Source organism: Pseudomonas sp. MOIL14HWK12:I1 (assembly GCF_000510705.1).
Classification (GTDB): domain Bacteria; phylum Pseudomonadota; class Gammaproteobacteria; order Pseudomonadales; family Pseudomonadaceae; genus Chryseomonas; species Chryseomonas oryzihabitans.
The window spans coordinates 455804-473232 of the sequence record NZ_KI783308.1; the positions used below are offsets into that span (position 1 = coordinate 455804).

Consider the following 17429-nt stretch of genomic DNA (forward strand, 5'->3'; position numbering starts at 1 on the left):
CAGGGATCGCTGCACTGTAACCTACCGCCGTCCACTGTCCATGGGGCGAGCGCCGAGGCGTACTGCTTTCCCACAAAGACACAAGATGGAGAGAAGACCTTGGACGAGTATGTAATTTCACTGGAACAGCTTGGCGTGCACGACGTCGAGCGCGTGGGCGGCAAGAACGCATCCCTCGGCGAGATGATCGCCAACCTGGCCGGCGCGGGCGTCTCCGTACCCGGCGGGTTCGCCACTACGGCCCAGGCCTATCGCGACTTCCTCGAGCAGAGCGGCCTGAACGATCGCATTCACGCGGCCCTCGACGCGCTGGATGTCGACGACGTCGTCGCCCTGGCCAAGACCGGCGCCCAGATCCGCCAGTGGGTCATGGACGCGCCTTTCCCCGAGCGCCTGGACGCCGAGATCCGCCGGGCCTTCGCCGAGATCTCGGCGGGCAACCCCAATCTCGCCGTGGCCGTGCGCTCCTCGGCGACCGCCGAAGACCTGCCGGATGCCTCCTTTGCCGGCCAGCAGGAAACCTTCCTCAACATCCGCGGCGTCGACAACGTCATTCGCGCGGCCAAGGAAGTCTTCGCCTCCCTCTTCAATGACCGCGCCATCGCCTACCGCGTCCACCAGGGCTTCGATCACAAGCTGGTCGCCCTGTCCGCCGGCGTGCAGCGCATGGTGCGTTCCGAAACCGGCGCCGCCGGCGTGCTCTTTACCCTGGACACCGAATCCGGCTTCCGCGACGCGGTCTTCGTCACCGCCGCCTACGGTCTCGGCGAGACCGTGGTGCAGGGCGCGGTCAACCCGGACGAATTCTATGTCCACAAGCCCACCCTGGAAGCCGGTCGCCCGGCCATCCTCAGGCGCAACCTGGGCAGCAAGGCCATCAAGATGGTCTATGGCGAAGAAGCCAAGGCCGGTCGCTCCGTGCGCACCGTCGATGTCGAGCCGGCGGATCGCGCGCGTTTCTCCATCACCGACGCCGAGGTCACCGAACTGGCCAAGCAGGCGCTGATCATCGAGCGCCACTATGGTCGCCCGATGGACATCGAGTGGGCCAAGGACGGTGACGACGGCAAGCTCTACATCGTCCAGGCCCGTCCCGAGACCGTGAAGAGCCGCGCCAGCGCCACCGTCATGGAGCGCTACCTGCTCAAGGACAAGGGCCAGGTGCTGGTGGAAGGCCGCGCCATCGGCCAGCGCATCGGCGCCGGCAAGGTCAAGATCATCCGCGACGTCAGCGAGATGGATCGCGTCCAGCCCGGTGACGTCCTGGTCTCCGACATGACCGATCCCGACTGGGAGCCGGTGATGAAGCGCGCCAGCGCAATCGTCACCAACCGCGGCGGTCGTACCTGCCACGCCGCCATCATCGCCCGCGAGCTGGGCATTCCGGCGGTGGTCGGCTGCGGCAACGCCACCAGCCTGCTCAAGGATGGCCAGACCGTCACCGTTTCCTGCGCCGAGGGCGACACCGGCCTGATCTACGAAGGCGAGCTGGACTTCGACATCCGCCAGAGCTCGGTGGATGCCATGCCCGAGCTGCCGTTCAAGATCATGATGAACGTCGGCAACCCCGACCGTGCCTTCGACTTCGCCCAGCTGCCCAACGCCGGCGTGGGTCTGGCGCGCCTGGAATTCATCATCAACCGCATGATCGGCGTGCACCCCAAGGCGCTGCTCAACTACGACAGCCTGCCCTTCGAGGTTAAGGAGAGCGTCGACAAGCGCATCGCCGGCTACTCGGATCCGGTCGGCTTCTATGTCGAGAAGCTGGTGGAGGGGGTCTCCACCCTGGCCGCCGCCTTCTGGCCGAAAAAGGTCATCGTGCGCCTGTCGGACTTCAAGTCCAACGAATACGCCAACCTCATCGGCGGCAAGCTTTACGAACCCGAGGAAGAGAACCCCATGCTGGGCTTCCGCGGCGCTTCCCGCTACATCAGCGAGAACTTCCGCGATTGCTTCGAGCTGGAATGCCGCGCCATGAAAAAGGTGCGCGAGGAGATGGGCCTGACCAACGTCGAGCTCATGGTGCCCTTCGTGCGCACCCTGGACGAGGCGGCGCGGGTGGTCGAGCTGCTTGGCGAGAACGGTCTCAAGCGCGGCGAGAACGACCTGCGCGTGATCATGATGTGCGAACTGCCCTCCAACGCCCTGCTGGCGGACGAATTCCTCGAGCACTTCGACGGCTTCTCCATCGGCTCCAACGACCTGACCCAGCTCACCCTGGGCCTGGATCGCGACTCCGGCATCATCGCCCACCTGTTCGACGAGCGTAATCCGGCGGTCAAGAAGCTGCTGGCCAATGCCATCGCCGCCTGCAACCGGGCCGGCAAGTACATCGGCATCTGCGGCCAGGGTCCTTCGGATCATCCGGATCTGGCCAAGTGGCTGATGGAACAGGGCATCGAGAGCGTCTCGCTCAACCCCGACTCCGTGCTCGACACCTGGTTCTTCCTGGCCGAAGGCAACGCCTGAGGCCAGGGATCGCCCCGCCGGCCAGCGGCGGGGTGGTCCTTTCCAGGATTAATCCCTCTCATTCCCCACGAAGGTAGCGCCTGCGCCCTGTCTCGGGCCACCTTCGCCGGATCGCCTGGCCACCGTGGTCGCGATCCCTGCAAGAGACCCCAGATGCAGCAGTACGACAGCGATGTGGAACAAGGCCTCATCTATGGCTATCTCCTCGATGGTCGCGGTGGCGGACGACGCCTGAGTCGTCGCGAGCTGGCGGAGGTGGAGCCGAGCCCGAGCGAGGTGCTCTGGCTGCACTGGGACCGTAGCGTCCCCGAAGCTCAGGCCTGGCTCCGCCAATCCAGCGGCCTGAGCGAATTCGCCTGTGACCTGCTGCTGGAAGAGGCGACCCGCCCGCGCCTGGTCAATCAGCCCGACGACAGCCTGCTGCTGTTCCTGCGCGGGGTGAATCTGAATCCCGGCGCCGTGCCCGAGGACATGGTGTCGCTGCGGGTCTTCGTCGACAAACGCCGGGTGATCTCCCTGCGCATGAGACCCATGAAGGCCGCCGCCGAGGTCCAGGAGGACCTGGAGGCGGGCATCGGTGCCCAGAGTGCCGAAGACCTGGTGCTCTACCTCGCCAGCTACATGACCAGTCGGGTCGACGACCTGGTACGTGGTCTCTCCGATCAGCTCGACGGCCTCGAGGAACAGGTCGACCAGGACGAGGGCAGCCTGCCCGATCACGCCCAGGTGCTGACCCTCCGGCGCCGCGCGACCGGGCTGCGCCGGTACCTGGCTCCGCAGCGTGACATCTATGGCGATCTCGCCCGCGGCAAGCCCGCCTGGTTCGTCGAGGCGGCCAGCCAGGGCTACTGGAGCGAATTGCACAACAGCCTGGTGCGCAACCTGGAAGAACTCGAGGTGATGCGCGAGCGGGTCGCGCTGCTGCAGGACGCCGAGCAGCGGGCGACCACCGACAAGACCAATCGCACCCTCTATCTGTTGGCCATCATCACCGGCTTCTTCCTGCCCATCAGCTTCATCACCGGTCTGCTCGGGATGAACATGGGCGGCATGCCGGGTTCGTCATCCGCCTTCGGCTTCGTGGCCGCCTGCCTGGTGATCGGCGCGGTGGCGGTCTTCCAGGTCTGGCTGTTCCGTCGACTGCGCTGGCTGTGACCCGTCCCCACCTCGCTGCGTCAAGAGGAAACGACCAGCGAGGTGCTTATGCACGATCCCTTCGAAGCGTCCCTCAAGGCGCTCCTCAATACCCCGGCCAATGCTCAGGACGAGGAGGGCGACGACCAGGCCCGCTTGCATCGCGTGCTCAAGACCGCCAACCGTCAGGTTGGCGCAGGTGCACTGTTCGATCTGATCGGGCGGCACTGGGCCTCGGCGCTGCTGCTGGCACTGGGCAACGGTGCCCCTCACCTGAAGCCGCGCACGCGCCGTACCGCGCGTCGCGAATCTCTCCCGGAGATCCTGAAGTAGATGGAATTCGATATCTGGACCCAGAGTCTGCTGTCCGCCATGACCACCCTGTGGAGCAAGGTGGCAGGCTTCATTCCCAACGTCTTCGGCGCCCTTGTGGTGATCCTCGCCGGCTTCGCCGTCGCCAAGATTCTCGACACCGTGCTGTCGAAGGTACTCGCCAAGCTCGGCCTGGATCGCGTCCTCGCCGGAGCCGGGGTGACCAAGCAACTGGCCAAGATCGGCATCCGCATGCCGGTCACCACCCTGATCGGCCGGATCGTCTACTGGTTCGTCCTGCTGGTGTTCCTGGTCTCGGCCGCCGAGTCCCTGGGTCTGCAGCGCGTGTCCTCGACCCTGGACGTCATGGCGCTCTATGTGCCCAAGATCTTTGGCGCCGCCCTGGTGCTCATCGTTGGCGTGCTGCTGGCGCAACTGGTCAGCGGTCTGGTGCATGGCGCCGCCGAAGGCGTCGGCCTGGATTACGCGGCCGGCCTGGGGCGCCTGGCCCAGGGACTGGTCATCATCATTTCGATCTCGGTCGCGGTCGGTCAGCTGGAGATCAAGACCGAACTGCTGAACCTGGTCATCGCCATCGTGCTCACCGCCTTCGCCCTGGCGGCGGCCCTGGCCCTGGGGCTCGGCAGCCGTGGGCTGGTGTCGCAGATCCTGGCCGGCATCTATGTGCGCGAACTCTATGAAGTCGGCCAGTGGGTGACCCTGGCGGACGTCGAAGGCGAGATCGAGGAGATCGGCACTGCCAAGACTCTCATCATGACCGAAGAGGGCGATATCGTTTCGGTTCCGAACCGTCTATTGCTGGAGGCCCAGGTGCGCAGCCGCTGACAGGCGACGCGGAGATGGCTATCATGCCCGCCACTTTTTGGTAGCCAACTCCGTCTTGAACAAGCCTGCCCCTCATGCCTACGACCCGACCACGCTCAGTGACGAAGAGCTGGTCCAGCGCGCGCATGGTGAACTCTTCCACGTGACGCGAGCCTACGAAGAACTGATGCGCCGTTACCAGCGCACCCTGTTCAACGTCTGTGCCCGCTACCTGGGGAACGACCGGGACGCAGACGATGTCTGCCAGGAGATCATGCTGAAGGTGCTTTACGGTTTGAAGAATTTCGAGGGGAAATCGAAATTCAAGACCTGGCTGTACAGCATCACCTACAACGAGTGCATCACTCAGTACCGCAAGGAACGCCGCAAGCGGCGGCTAGTGGAGGCATTAAGTCTGGATCCGATGGAGGAAGCCTCCGAGGAAAGGGCGCCGAAGCTGGAAGAAAAGGGAGGGATGGATCGCTGGCTGGTCCATGTGGGTCAGGTCGATCGGGAGATCCTGGTGCTGCGCTTCGTCGCAGAGCTGGAGTTCCAGGAGATCGCCGACATCATGCACATGGGCCTCAGCGCCACCAAGATGCGGTACAAGCGGGCACTCGACAAACTGCGTGACAAGTTCGCAGCTGAAGTTGAGGGCTGACCGGATGTGTCAGCCGTAAGTTTTTGAACTTCACGAAAACTTGTTGTCGAAGCCTCCGGAGATTGCCGGAATTAGTACCACTAAAATGGGGATACAAAGGATGAAACTGAAGAGCACCTTGGGCGTCGTGATCGGCTCCCTGCTGGCAAGCGCCTCGCTGAGCGCCCTGGCACAAGGTCAAGGCGCCGTCGAGACCGAGCTGTTCGGCAGCCGTCTGTTCACCGACAGCCAGCGCAACATGACCAACGCTGACCTGTACGGCGGTTCCGTTGGCTACTTCCTGACCGACGACGTTGAGCTGGCGTTGTCCTACGGCGAGTACCACAACGCCCGTGGCGACCACGACCTGGGCCACAAGAACATCAAGGGCAGCCTGGCCGCTCTGGACGCCTACTACCACTTCGGTCAGCCCGGCGTCGGCCTGCGTCCGTACGTATCCGGTGGCTTCGCTCACCAGTCCATCAGCAACCGCGACATCAACGAAGGTGGTCGTGATCACTCCACCTACGCCAACCTGGGTGCCGGCCTGAAGTACTACTTCACCGAGAACCTGTATGCCCGTACCGGCGTACAAGCCAACTACAACATCGACTACGGCGACACCGAGTGGAGCGCTGCTGTAGGTGTTGGTCTGAACTTCGGTGGTTCCACCAAGAAAGAAGTCGCTCCGGCTCCGGCTCCGGCCCCCGTTGCTGACGTCTGCACCGATTCCGACAACGACGGCGTTTGCGACAACGTCGACAAGTGCCCGAACACCCCGGCCAACGTCACCGTTGACGCTACCGGCTGCCCGGCTGCCGCCGAAACCGTTCGCGTCGAGCTGGACGTGAAGTTCGATTTCGACAAGGCCGTGGTCAAGCCCAACAGCTACGCCGACATCAAGAACCTGGCTGACTTCATGCAGCAGTACCCGCAGACCTCTACCACCGTTGAAGGCCACACCGACTCCGTCGGCACCGACGCCTACAACCAGAAGCTGTCCGAGCGTCGTGCCAATGCCGTGCGTAACGTCCTGGTCAACCAGTACGGCGTGCAGGGCAGCCGCGTGAACGCTGTCGGTTACGGTGAGTCCCGCCCGGTTGCTGACAACGCCACCGAAGCCGGTCGCGCCGTCAACCGTCGCGTAGAAGCCGAAGTCGAAGCTCAGGCCAAGTAATCCGCCTGATCCAGACTCCAAAAAAGCCCGCCTAGTGCGGGCTTTTTCATGCTTGGCATTTCTTGTGCCCGACTCCAGCCGGGTGCTGCAGGCATAAAAAAACCCCGCCGAGGCGGGGTTCTTCCTGGCGGATCGATCAGCCGCGATCGTCCGGGATGTCGCGCTGGGCGACGCCGGTGTACAGCTGACGCGGCCGGCCGATCTTGTAGGGACCGGACAGCATTTCCTGCCAGTGCGAGATCCAGCCGACGGTCCGCGCCATGGCGAAGATCACGGTGAACATGCTGGTCGGAATGCCGATCGCCTTGAGGATGATGCCGGAATAGAAGTCCACGTTCGGATAGAGGTTGCGCTCGACGAAGTAGGGGTCCTTGCGGGCCAGTTCTTCCAGGCGCATGGCCAGTTCCAGTTGCGGATCGTTGATGCCCAGTTCGGCCAGGACTTCGTCGCAGGTCTGCTTCATCACCGTGGCGCGCGGATCGAAGTTCTTGTAGACGCGATGGCCGAAGCCCATCAGCTTGAACGGATCGTTCTTGTCCTTGGCCTTGGCCACGAACTTGTCGATGTTGGCGACATCGCCGATCTCGTCCAGCATCTTCAGTACGGCTTCGTTGGCACCCCCGTGCGCCGGACCCCAGAGGGCGGCGATGCCGGCGGCGATACAGGCGAAGGGGTTGGCACCGGAAGAGCCGGCCAGGCGGACGGTGGAGGTGGAGGCGTTCTGCTCATGGTCGGCATGCAGGATGAAGATGCGATCCATGGCGCGGGCCAGCACCGGGCTGATGGGTTTCTCCTCGCACGGGGTGTTGAACATCATGTGCAGGAAGTTTTCCGAGTATCCCAGGTTGTTGCGGGGATACATCATCGGCTGACCCATGGAGTACTTGTGCACCATGGCTGCCAGGGTCGGCATCTTGGCGATCAGGCGCATCGCCGAAATCTCGCGGTGCTGCGGATCGGTGATGTCCAGGGAGTCGTGGTAGAAGGCCGACAGGGCGCCGACCACGCCGCACATGATGGCCATGGGGTGCGCATCGCGACGGAAGCCGTTGAAGAAGTTCTTCAATTGCTCGTGAACCATGGTGTGGTTCTTGATGGTGTCCACGAACTGCGCCTTCTCTTGCGCGTTCGGCAATTCACCCTTGAGCAGCAGGTAACAGGTCTCGAGGTAGTCGGATTTCTCCGCCAATTGCTCGATCGGGTAGCCGCGGTGCAGGAGGATGCCCTTGTCACCATCGATATAGGTGATCTTGGACTCGCACGAGGCGGTGGACATGAAGCCCGGGTCGAAGGTGAACACACCAGTGGAGGTGAGGTTGCGAACATCGATCACGTCCGGGCCAAGGGTGCCGGACATAACGGGCAGGTCAACCGGATCCGCTCCCGAGATGATCAACTGCGCTTTCTTGTCAGCCATTAGGCCTCCTTATTTTGCTTTGAAATCATCAATAAACCCTCCACTCAGGGCCTCGCCCACTATAGAGGGATAAATTTGAAAGTCAATTTACGAAAATATCACCCTAAAGGCTCTTTCTGGGCGGATTGTGCGGCGAAAAGACATTAACACGCAGGCTTCTGAATATCAGCTGGCGACGTCGGAATCGGGCATCCGCGTTTGTCATGAGTAGGCTAACTGTCTATAATTCTCGCCCGACCGTACCGGGTCGGCGAGCTGATGCCGAGCGGTCGAGACGCCTCCGACAGGAAGCGTGTAGCAGATGTGGAATCTCCTATAACTAGCCCGACCGCAATTGGGCCCTCAGTGTGAAAGAAGCCGTGAATAGCAAACGACCTGTAAACCTAGATCTCAGGACCATCAAACTACCTATCACAGCTTATACCTCGATTCTTCACCGTATCTCCGGCGTCATCCTGTTCCTCGGCATCGCAGTCATGCTCTATGGCCTGCACCTGTCGCTGGGTAGCCCGGAAGGCTTCGGCCAAGTGAAAGCTTTTCTGGCCTATCCGCTGGTCAAGCTCGTGATCTGGGGTCTGCTGTCTGCATTGCTCTACCACCTGGTCGCCGGCATTCGGCACCTGATCATGGATGGTGGCGCCGGCGAAACCCTGCAGGGCGGCAAGCTGGGTGCGCAGCTCGTGCTGGTCATTTCCGCAGTTCTGATCATTCTGGCAGGGGTTTGGGTATGGTAACCAACGTCACCAATCTTTCGCGTTCCGGTCTCTATGACTGGATGGCTCAACGGGTCTCGGCAGTCGTCCTCGCGGTCTACTTCCTCTTTATCATCGGCTACCTGATCCTTCACCCAGGGCTCACCTTCGAGCAATGGCACGGCCTGTTCTCCCACACCCTGATGCGCATCTTCAGCCTGCTGGCGCTGGTGTCCATCTGCGTTCATGCCTGGGTTGGTATGTGGACCATCTCCACCGACTACCTGACCACCATGGCGATCGGCAAGGGTGCTACCGCCGTGCGTTTCCTCTTCCAGGCGGTATGCGGGTTCGCGATGTTCGCGTTCTTCGTCTGGGGCGTGCAGATCTTCTGGGGTGTTTGATCTATGTCCACAATTCGTCATATTTCGTTTGATGCCATCATCGTAGGTGGCGGCGGCGCCGGTATGCGCGCTGCGCTGCAACTGGCCCAGTCCGGTCACAAGACCGCGGTGATCACCAAGGTCTTCCCGACCCGTTCCCACACCGTGTCCGCCCAGGGCGGCATCACCTGCGCCATCGCCTCGGCCGACCCGAACGACGACTGGCGCTGGCACATGTACGACACCGTCAAGGGATCGGACTACATCGGTGACCAGGACGCCATCGAATACATGTGCTCCGTAGGCCCGGAAGCGGTCTTCGAACTCGAGCACATGGGTCTGCCGTTCTCCCGCACCGAGCAGGGCCGCATCTATCAGCGTCCCTTCGGCGGTCAGTCCAAGGACTACGGCAAGGGCGGCCAGGCCGCGCGTACCTGCGCCGCGGCCGACCGTACCGGTCACGCCCTGCTGCACACCCTCTATCAGGGCAACCTGAAGAACAACACGGTATTCCTCAACGAGTGGTACGCCGTGGATCTGGTGAAGAACCAGGACGGCGTCGTGGTTGGCGTCATCGCCATCTGCATCGAGACCGGCGAGACCGTCTACGTCAAGTCCAAGGCCACCGTGCTGGCCACCGGCGGTGCGGGTCGTATCTATGCCTCCACCACCAACGCCCTGATCAACACCGGTGACGGTGTCGGCATGGCGCTGCGCGCCGGCGTGCCGGTGCAGGACATCGAGATGTGGCAGTTCCACCCCACCGGCATCGCTGGCGCCGGGGTACTGGTCACCGAGGGTTGCCGTGGTGAGGGTGGCTATCTGATCAACAAGCACGGCGAACGCTTCATGGAGCGCTATGCGCCCAACGCCAAAGACCTGGCCGGCCGCGACGTGGTCGCCCGTTCCATGGTCAAGGAAGTGCTGGCCGGCAACGGTTGCGGTCCGGACGGCGACCACGTGCTGCTGAAGCTGGACCACCTGGGTGAAGACGTGCTGCACAGCCGTCTGCCTGGCATCTGCGAACTGTCGAAGACCTTCGCCCACGTCGATCCGGTCGTCGCACCGGTGCCTGTGATCCCCACCTGCCACTATATGATGGGCGGCATCGCCACCAACATTCATGGCCAGGCCATCACTCAGGACGCCAACGGCAACGACAAGATCATCGAAGGCCTGTTCGCCGTGGGCGAAGTGGCCTGCGTGTCCGTGCACGGTGCCAACCGTCTGGGTGGCAACTCGCTGCTGGACCTGGTGGTCTTCGGGCGTGCGGCCGGTCTCCACCTGGAGAAGGCGCTCAAGGAAGGCATCGAGCACCGCGGTGCTTCGGAAAGCGACCTGGAAGCCTCGCTGCAGCGCCTGTCCGGCGTCAACGAGCGCACCACCGGTGACGACGTCGCCAGCCTGCGCAAGCAACTGCAGACCTGCATGCAGAACTACTTCGGGGTGTTCCGCACCGGCGAGTACATGCAGAAGGGCATCGCCGAGCTCGCCGACCTGCGCGAGCGCATCGCCAAGGTCAAGATCAACGACAAGAGCCAGGGCTTCAACACCGCCCGTATCGAAGCGCTCGAGTTGCAGAACCTGCTGGAAGTGGCCGAAGCGACCGCCATCGCCGCCGAAAACCGCAAGGAGTCGCGTGGTGCTCACGCCCGTGAAGACTTCGAAGAGCGTGACGACGAGAACTGGCTGTGCCACACCCTCTATTTCCCCGGTGAAAAGCGGGTCAGTAAGCGTGGAGTCAACTTCGCGCCCAAGACCGTACCGATGTTCGAACCCAAGGTTCGGACTTACTAAAGGTGACCACCATGTTGAAAGTCAGCGTTTATCGTTACAACCCGGATCAGGACGGCCTGCCGTCCATGCAGGAGTTCCAGGTCGATACCGGTGGGAAGGACCTCATGGTGCTGGACGTCCTGGCTCTGATCAAAGAGCAGGATGAAGGCTTCTCCTACCGTCGTTCCTGCCGCGAAGGCGTGTGCGGTTCCGACGGCATGAACATCAACGGCAAGAACGGCCTGGCGTGCATCACGCCGCTGTCGGCCGTGGTCAAGAACGACAAGCTGGTCGTGCGTCCGCTGCCCGGCCTGCCGGTCATCCGTGACCTGGTCGTTGACATGAGCATCTTCTACAAGCAGTACGAGAAGGTGAAGCCGTTCCTGCAGAACGAGACCCCGGCCCCGGCCATCGAGCGCCTGCAGAGCCCGGAAGACCGCGAGAAGATCGACGGTCTGTACGAGTGCATTCTCTGCGCCTGCTGCTCGACGTCCTGCCCGTCCTTCTGGTGGAACCCCGACAAGTTCCTCGGCCCCGCTGCGCTGCTGCAGGCCTATCGCTTCCTGGCCGACAGCCGTGACACCAAGACCCAGGAGCGCCTCGCCGCCATGGACGATCCTTTCAGCGTGTTCCGCTGCCGGTCGATCATGAACTGCGTGGCGGTCTGTCCCAAGGGGCTGAACCCGACCAAGGCCATCGGCCATGTGCGGGCGATGCTGCTGCAGAGCGGTACCTGATCCACGTCCCGCCCGGCCTGTTGTGCCGGGCGGGTTCGTTAGCGACCTTGATAGCTTGATTCAACCAATGTCCATTCAGGGATACCCGGAACACGATCCGGGCATTGGCGCAGCCGTAGTGAGGCCAGGTCTCGCGTCGAGACGGGTCATCGGCTGATGCTATCTCTGCCGAAGGGGTGAACTAGATGCACGAAAGTCAGATGCAGCAACTGTGGGACAGCGCTCACCTGTCCGGCAGTAACGCTGCCTATGTGGAAGAGCTCTATGAGCTGTTTCTGCACGATGCCAACGCTGTGCCGGAAGAGTGGCGCACCTACTTCCAGAAGCTGCCTGCGGTCACTGGCAATTCGCCGGACGTCGCGCATTCCGCGATCCGCGACCATTTCGTGCTGTTGGGCAAGAACCAGCGGCGAGCTCAACCGGTCTCGGCCGGTACCGTCAGTTCCGAACACGAGAAGAAGCAGGTCGAAGTCCTGCGTCTGATCCAGGCGTTCCGTCTGCAGGGCCATCAGGCTGCCCAGCTCGACCCCCTGGGTCTGTGGAAGCGTCAGCCACCTGCCGATCTGCTGCTCAACCACTATGGGTTGACCGACGCCGATCTGGATACCACCTTCCGTACCGGTGAATTGTTCATCGGCAAAGAGGAGGCAACTCTCCGCGAAATCAGGGATGCGCTGCAAGAGACATATTGCCGCACGGTTGGTGCGGAGTTCATGCACATCGTCGATTCCGAGGAGCGCCGCTGGTTCCTGCAGCGCCTGGAAAGCGTCCGTGGCCGCCCGCAATATTCGCCGGAAGTCCGCACCCATCTGCTGGAGCGCCTGACCGCCGCCGAGGGTCTGGAAAAGTACCTGGGCACCAAGTACCCGGGCACCAAGCGTTTTGGTCTGGAAGGGGGCGAGAGCCTGATTCCGCTGATCGACGAGATCATCCAGCGTTCCGGTTCCTATGGCGTCAAGGAGCTGGTGATCGGCATGGCCCACCGTGGCCGCCTGAACGTGCTGGTCAACACCCTGGGCAAGAACCCGCGCGATCTGTTCGACGAGTTCGAAGGCAAGAAGCTCGTCGAGCTGGGCTCCGGTGACGTCAAGTACCACCAGGGCTTTTCCTCCAACGTCATGACCCAGGGCGGCGAAGTCCACCTGGCGCTGGCGTTCAACCCCTCGCACCTGGAGATCGTCTCTCCGGTGGTGGAAGGTTCGGTGCGTGCACGCCAGGATCGCCGCGGCGATCGCACCGGCGACAAGGTCGTACCCGTGGCCATCCACGGCGACGCCGCCTTCGCCGGCCAGGGCGTGGTCATGGAAACCTTCCAGATGTCGCAGACCCGGGCCTACAAGACCGGCGGTACCCTGCACATCGTCATCAACAACCAGGTGGGCTTCACCACCAACCGCCAGGAAGATGCGCGCTCCACCGAGTACGCCACCGACGTCGCCAAGATGATCCAGGCGCCGATCTTCCACGTGAACGGCGACGATCCCGAGGCGGTGCTGTTCGTCACCCAGCTGGCGGTCGACTACCGCATGCAGTTCAAGCGTGACATCGTCATCGACCTGGTCTGCTACCGCCGTCGCGGCCACAACGAGGCCGACGAGCCGAGTGGCACCCAGCCGCTGATGTACCAGCAGATCGCCAAGCAGCGCACCACCCGCGATCTCTATGCGGATGCCCTGACCCAGGCCGGCGTCGTTACCGCCGAGCAGGTCCAGGCGCAGTTCGAAGCCTATCGCGGCGCCCTCGACGAGGGTCGCCACGTGGTGGCCAGCCTGGTCAAGGAACCCAATCGCGACCTGTTCGTCGACTGGAAGCCCTACCTGGGCCATGCCTGGACCGCGCGTCACGACACCGGCTTCGATCTCAAGACCTTGCAGGACCTGGCCAACAAGCTGCTGCAGATTCCGGAAGGGGTCGTGGTCCAGCGTCAGGTCGGCAAGATCCTCGAGGATCGGCAGAAGATGACCGCCGGCGGCCTGCCGCTGAACTGGGGCTTCGCCGAGACCATGGCCTATGCCACCCTGCTACACGAAGGCCATCCGATCCGCATCACCGGTCAGGACGTCGGTCGTGGCACTTTCTCGCACCGTCACGCGGTGCTGCACAACCAGAAGGACGCCGTTCCCTACGTGCCCCTGCAGCACCTGGCCGAGGATCAGCCGTCGTTCGAGATCTACGATTCCTTCCTTTCCGAGGAAGCGGTGCTGGGCTTCGAATACGGCTATGCCACCACCACGCCCAATGCGCTGGTGGTCTGGGAAGCCCAGTTCGGTGACTTCGCCAACGGTGCCCAGGTCGTCATCGACCAGTTCATCACCAGCGGTGAGATCAAGTGGGGTCGTCTCTGCGGCCTGACCATGCTGCTGCCCCATGGCTACGAAGGCCAGGGTCCGGAGCACTCCTCGGCCCGTCTGGAGCGTTACCTGCAGCTGTGCGCCGAGCAGAACATCCAGGTCTGCGTACCCACCACGCCGGCACAGATCTACCACCTGCTGCGTCGCCAGGTGATCCGCCCGCTGCGCAAGCCGCTGGTGGTGCTCACGCCCAAGTCGCTGCTGCGCCACAAGCTGGCCATTTCGACTCTGGAAGACCTTGCCCATGGCTCCTTCCAGACCGTGATCAACGAACTGGATCAGCTCGATGCCCAGCAGGTGAAGCGCCTGGTGCTGTGCAGCGGCAAGGTCTACTACGACCTGCTGGAAAAGCGCCGCAGCGAGAATCGCCAGGACATCGCCATCGTGCGTCTGGAGCAGCTCTATCCGTTCCCGGAGGACGACCTGGCCGAGGTACTGGCCGGCTATCCGAACCTGGAGCGCGTGGTCTGGTGCCAGGAAGAGCCGATGAACCAGGGCGCCTGGTACTGCAGCCAGCATCACATGCGCCGCGCCGTGTCCGGTTACAAGCAGGGCCTGGGTCTGGAATACGCCGGTCGCGATGCGTCCGCCGCGCCGGCCTGCGGCTATGCCTCCATGCACGCCGAGCAGCAGGAAAAACTGCTGCAAGATGCTTTCTCCGTTTGATTCGCCACGCGACTACTAGAGATCACTAAGGAAATTCATAGAATGGCTATCGAGATCAAAGCCCCTACCTTCCCGGAATCGGTCGCTGACGGCACCGTCGCCACCTGGCACAAGAAGCCCGGCGAAGCGGTCAAGCGTGACGAACTGCTGGTCGACATCGAGACCGACAAGGTCGTGCTGGAAGTCGTGGCACCTGCCGATGGCGTGCTGGCCGAAATCCTGAAGAACGAAGGCGATACCGTCCTGAGCGAAGAAGTCATCGCTCGCGTGGAAGAGGGCGCCGCTGCCGCCGCCGCTCCGGCTGCCCAGCCGGCCGCTGCCAGCGCTCCGGCCGCCGCCCCGGCTGCCGGTGGTGAAGAGGATCCGATCCTGGCCCCCGCCGCGCGCAAGATCGCCGAAGAGAACGGGATCGACCCGGCTACCCTGGTCGGCACCGGCAAGGGCGGTCGCATCACCAAGGAAGACGCCGTTGCCGCCGTCGAGGCCAAGAAGTCCGGCGCCGCCGCTCCGGCTGCCAAGCCCGCTGCCGCTGCCGCTCCGGTGGTGACCGCCGCTGGCGACCGTACCGAGAAGCGCGTGCCCATGACCCGCCTGCGGGCCAAGGTCGCCGAGCGCCTGGTCGAAGCCCAGTCCAGCATGGCCATGCTGACGACCTTCAACGAGGTCAACATGAAGCCGATCATGGACCTGCGCTCCAAGTACAAGGACATGTTCGAGAAGAAGCACAACGGCGTGCGCCTGGGCTTCATGTCCTTCTTCGTCAAGGCCGCCACCGAGGCGCTCAAGCGTCAGCCGGGCGTCAACGCCTCCATCGACGGCAACGACATCGTCTACCACGGCTATCAGGACATCGGCGTGGCCGTATCCAGCGACCGTGGCCTGGTGGTTCCGGTGCTGCGCAACGCCGAGTTCATGAGCCTGGCGGAAGTGGAAGGCACCATCGCCGACTTCGGCAAGAAGGCCAAGGCCGGCAAGCTGACCATGGAAGACATGCAGGGCGGTACCTTCACCATCTCCAACGGTGGTGTCTTCGGTTCGCTGCTGTCCACCCCCATCGTCAACCCGCCGCAGACCGCGATCCTGGGCATGCACAAGATCCAGGAACGCCCCATGGCGGTGAACGGCCAGGTAGTGATCCTGCCGATGATGTATCTTGCGCTGTCCTACGACCATCGCCTGATCGATGGCAAGGAAGCCGTGACCTTCCTGGTCACCATGAAGGACCTGCTGGAAGACCCGGCTCGTCTGCTGCTGGACATCTGATCCGGCTCTCGCGGTGCGGGGCAGGGGCCGCGCACCGCTTCAAGTTTTCCTGCCTGAAGCTGCTCCAAGGGGATTAGTGTATGAGCGACAAATTCGACGTAGTGGTGATCGGCGCCGGCCCTGGTGGCTACGTGGCCGCCATCCGCGCCGCGCAGCTCGGTCTGAAGACGGCCTGTGTCGAGCGCTACAAGGGCAAGGAAGGCAAGGTCGCCCTGGGCGGCACCTGCCTGAACGTGGGTTGCATTCCCTCCAAGGCGCTGCTGGACAGCTCCTACAAGTACCATGAGGCCCATGAGGGCTTTAAGGTCCACGGCATCGACGCGCCGAACGTCACCATCGACGTGCCCACCATGATCGGCCGCAAGGACCAGATCGTGAAGAACCTCACCGGCGGCGTGGCCACCCTGTTCAAGGCGAACGGCGTGACCCTGCTGGAAGGCAACGGCAAGCTGCTGTCCGGCAAGAAGGTCGAAGTCACCGGTCTGGACGGCAACGTCCAGGTGGTCGAGGCCGAGAACGTCATCCTGGCGTCCGGCTCGCGTCCCATCGACATCCCGCCGGCTCCGGTGGACCAGAAGGTCATCGTCGATTCCACCGGCGCCTTGGAATTCCAGAGCGTGCCCAAGCGTCTGGGCGTGATCGGTGCCGGCGTCATCGGTCTGGAACTGGGTTCGGTCTGGGCCCGCCTGGGCGCCGAAGTCACCGTGCTGGAAGCCCTGGACAAGTTCCTGGTCGCCGCCGATGAGCAGGTGTCCAAGGAAGCCTACAAGATCCTCTCCAAGCAGGGTCTGAACATCCGCATGGGTGCGCGCGTGACCGGTTCCCAGGTCAACGGCGAAGAAGTCACCGTGCACTACACCGAAGCCGGTGAAGAAAAGCAGATCACCTTCGATCGTCTGATCGTCGCCGTGGGCCGTCGTCCGGTCACCACCGACCTGCTGGCCTCCGACAGCGGCGTGGAAAGCGACGAGCGTGGCTACATCTACGTCGACGACCATTGCGCCACCAGCGTGCCGGGCGTGTTCGCCATCGGTGACTGCGTTCGCGGTCTGATGCTGGCCCACAAGGCCTCGGAAGAGGGCGTGATGGTCGCCGAGCGCATCGCCGGTCACAAGGCCCAGATGAACTACGATCTGGTCCCCTCGGTGATCTACACCCATCCGGAAATCGCGTGGGTCGGCAAGACCGAACAGGCCCTGAAGGCCGAAGGCGTCGAAGTCAACGTCGGCACCTTCCCCTTCGCGGTCAGCGGTCGTGCCCTGGCGGCCAACGACACCGCCGGCTTCGTCAAGGTCGTGGCCGATGCCAAGACCGATCGCGTCCTGGGCGTCCATGTGGTCGGCCCGAGCGCGGCAGAGCTGGTGCAGCAAGGCGCCATCGCCATGGAATTCGGCACCAGCGCCGAAGACCTGGGCATGATGGTGTTCTCGCACCCGACGCTGTCCGAGGCGCTGCACGAAGCGGCCCTGGCGGTGAACGGTCATGCGATCCACGCAGTGAATCGCAAGAAGCGGTAAGAGATTTACGGAACCACGGGGTCGCCGACCGCCGTGGGGCCCTGAGGGCTCCACCGCAGGAAGGCGCCTC

14 protein-coding genes are annotated in these 17429 nt (G+C 63.1%); 13 read left to right on the forward strand and 1 reads right to left on the reverse strand.

Going from position 1 to position 17429, the window contains the following annotated elements:
* The first annotated feature begins 99 nt into the window (after positions 1-99).
* The 6 genes from ppsA (at position 100) to PSEK12I1_RS0119760 (ending at position 6557) form a co-directional block, all read left to right on the forward strand.
* On the forward strand, positions 100-2469 hold the full coding sequence (gene ppsA, locus PSEK12I1_RS0119735) for a phosphoenolpyruvate synthase (protein ID WP_007159263.1): 2370 nt from the start codon (positions 100-102) through the stop codon (positions 2467-2469).
* A 153-nt stretch (positions 2470-2622) separates the two neighbouring features.
* Complete coding sequence (locus tag PSEK12I1_RS0119740; protein WP_027602678.1) at positions 2623-3624, forward strand: zinc transporter ZntB; 1002 nt, start codon at positions 2623-2625, stop codon at positions 3622-3624.
* A 48-nt stretch (positions 3625-3672) separates the two neighbouring features.
* On the forward strand, positions 3673-3936 hold the full coding sequence (locus PSEK12I1_RS0119745) for a hypothetical protein (RefSeq protein WP_007159261.1): 264 nt from the start codon (positions 3673-3675) through the stop codon (positions 3934-3936).
* A complete protein-coding gene (locus PSEK12I1_RS0119750; RefSeq protein WP_027596957.1) occupies positions 3937-4761 on the forward strand; it encodes a mechanosensitive ion channel domain-containing protein in 825 nt (274 codons plus the stop codon).
* 55 nt (positions 4762-4816) lie between these two features.
* Complete coding sequence (sigX, locus tag PSEK12I1_RS0119755) at positions 4817-5401, forward strand: RNA polymerase sigma factor SigX (protein ID WP_007159259.1); 585 nt, start codon at positions 4817-4819, stop codon at positions 5399-5401.
* Positions 5402-5501: 100 nt separating this feature from the next.
* Positions 5502-6557: an OmpA family protein gene (locus PSEK12I1_RS0119760; RefSeq protein ID WP_007159258.1), complete on the forward strand. Its 1056-nt coding sequence runs from the start codon at positions 5502-5504 to the stop codon at positions 6555-6557.
* Between the two features lie 136 nt (positions 6558-6693).
* On the opposite strand, the gene gltA is transcribed toward PSEK12I1_RS0119760, so the two are convergent.
* Entirely contained in the window at positions 6694-7974 is a 1281-nt protein-coding gene (gene gltA / locus PSEK12I1_RS0119765) for a citrate synthase (RefSeq protein ID WP_027596956.1), read from the reverse strand.
* Positions 7975-8321: 347 nt separating this feature from the next.
* On the opposite strand from gltA, the gene sdhC reads away from it, so the two are divergent.
* From sdhC to lpdA, 7 genes are all read left to right on the forward strand, one after another.
* Positions 8322-8708 carry a succinate dehydrogenase, cytochrome b556 subunit gene (gene sdhC, locus PSEK12I1_RS23990; RefSeq protein WP_026083585.1) on the forward strand — a complete coding sequence of 129 codons (387 nt, stop codon included), beginning with the start codon at positions 8322-8324 and terminating at the stop codon, positions 8706-8708.
* Positions 8702-9070, forward strand: a complete 369-nt coding sequence (gene sdhD, locus PSEK12I1_RS0119775; RefSeq protein ID WP_027596955.1) for a succinate dehydrogenase, hydrophobic membrane anchor protein — start codon at positions 8702-8704, stop codon at positions 9068-9070. Before sdhC ends, sdhD begins: the two co-directional genes overlap by 7 nt.
* A gap of 3 nt (positions 9071-9073) precedes the next feature.
* A complete protein-coding gene (sdhA, locus tag PSEK12I1_RS0119780; RefSeq protein WP_027602679.1) occupies positions 9074-10846 on the forward strand; it encodes a succinate dehydrogenase flavoprotein subunit in 1773 nt (590 codons plus the stop codon).
* Between the two features lie 11 nt (positions 10847-10857).
* Positions 10858-11562, forward strand: a complete 705-nt coding sequence (locus PSEK12I1_RS0119785) for a succinate dehydrogenase iron-sulfur subunit (RefSeq protein ID WP_007159253.1) — start codon at positions 10858-10860, stop codon at positions 11560-11562.
* 185 nt (positions 11563-11747) lie between these two features.
* Positions 11748-14579 carry a 2-oxoglutarate dehydrogenase E1 component gene (locus PSEK12I1_RS0119790; RefSeq protein ID WP_027596953.1) on the forward strand — a complete coding sequence of 944 codons (2832 nt, stop codon included), beginning with the start codon at positions 11748-11750 and terminating at the stop codon, positions 14577-14579.
* Between the two features lie 42 nt (positions 14580-14621).
* Positions 14622-15842 (forward strand): 2-oxoglutarate dehydrogenase complex dihydrolipoyllysine-residue succinyltransferase, encoded by a 1221-nt coding sequence (gene odhB, locus PSEK12I1_RS0119795; protein ID WP_007159251.1) that lies wholly within the window; start codon positions 14622-14624, stop codon positions 15840-15842.
* 80 nt (positions 15843-15922) lie between these two features.
* The gene (gene lpdA / locus PSEK12I1_RS0119800; protein WP_007159250.1) at positions 15923-17359 is read left to right on the forward strand and encodes a dihydrolipoyl dehydrogenase; all 1437 of its coding nucleotides are present in this window, start codon (positions 15923-15925) and stop codon (positions 17357-17359) included.
* The last annotated feature ends 70 nt before the right edge of the window (positions 17360-17429 follow it).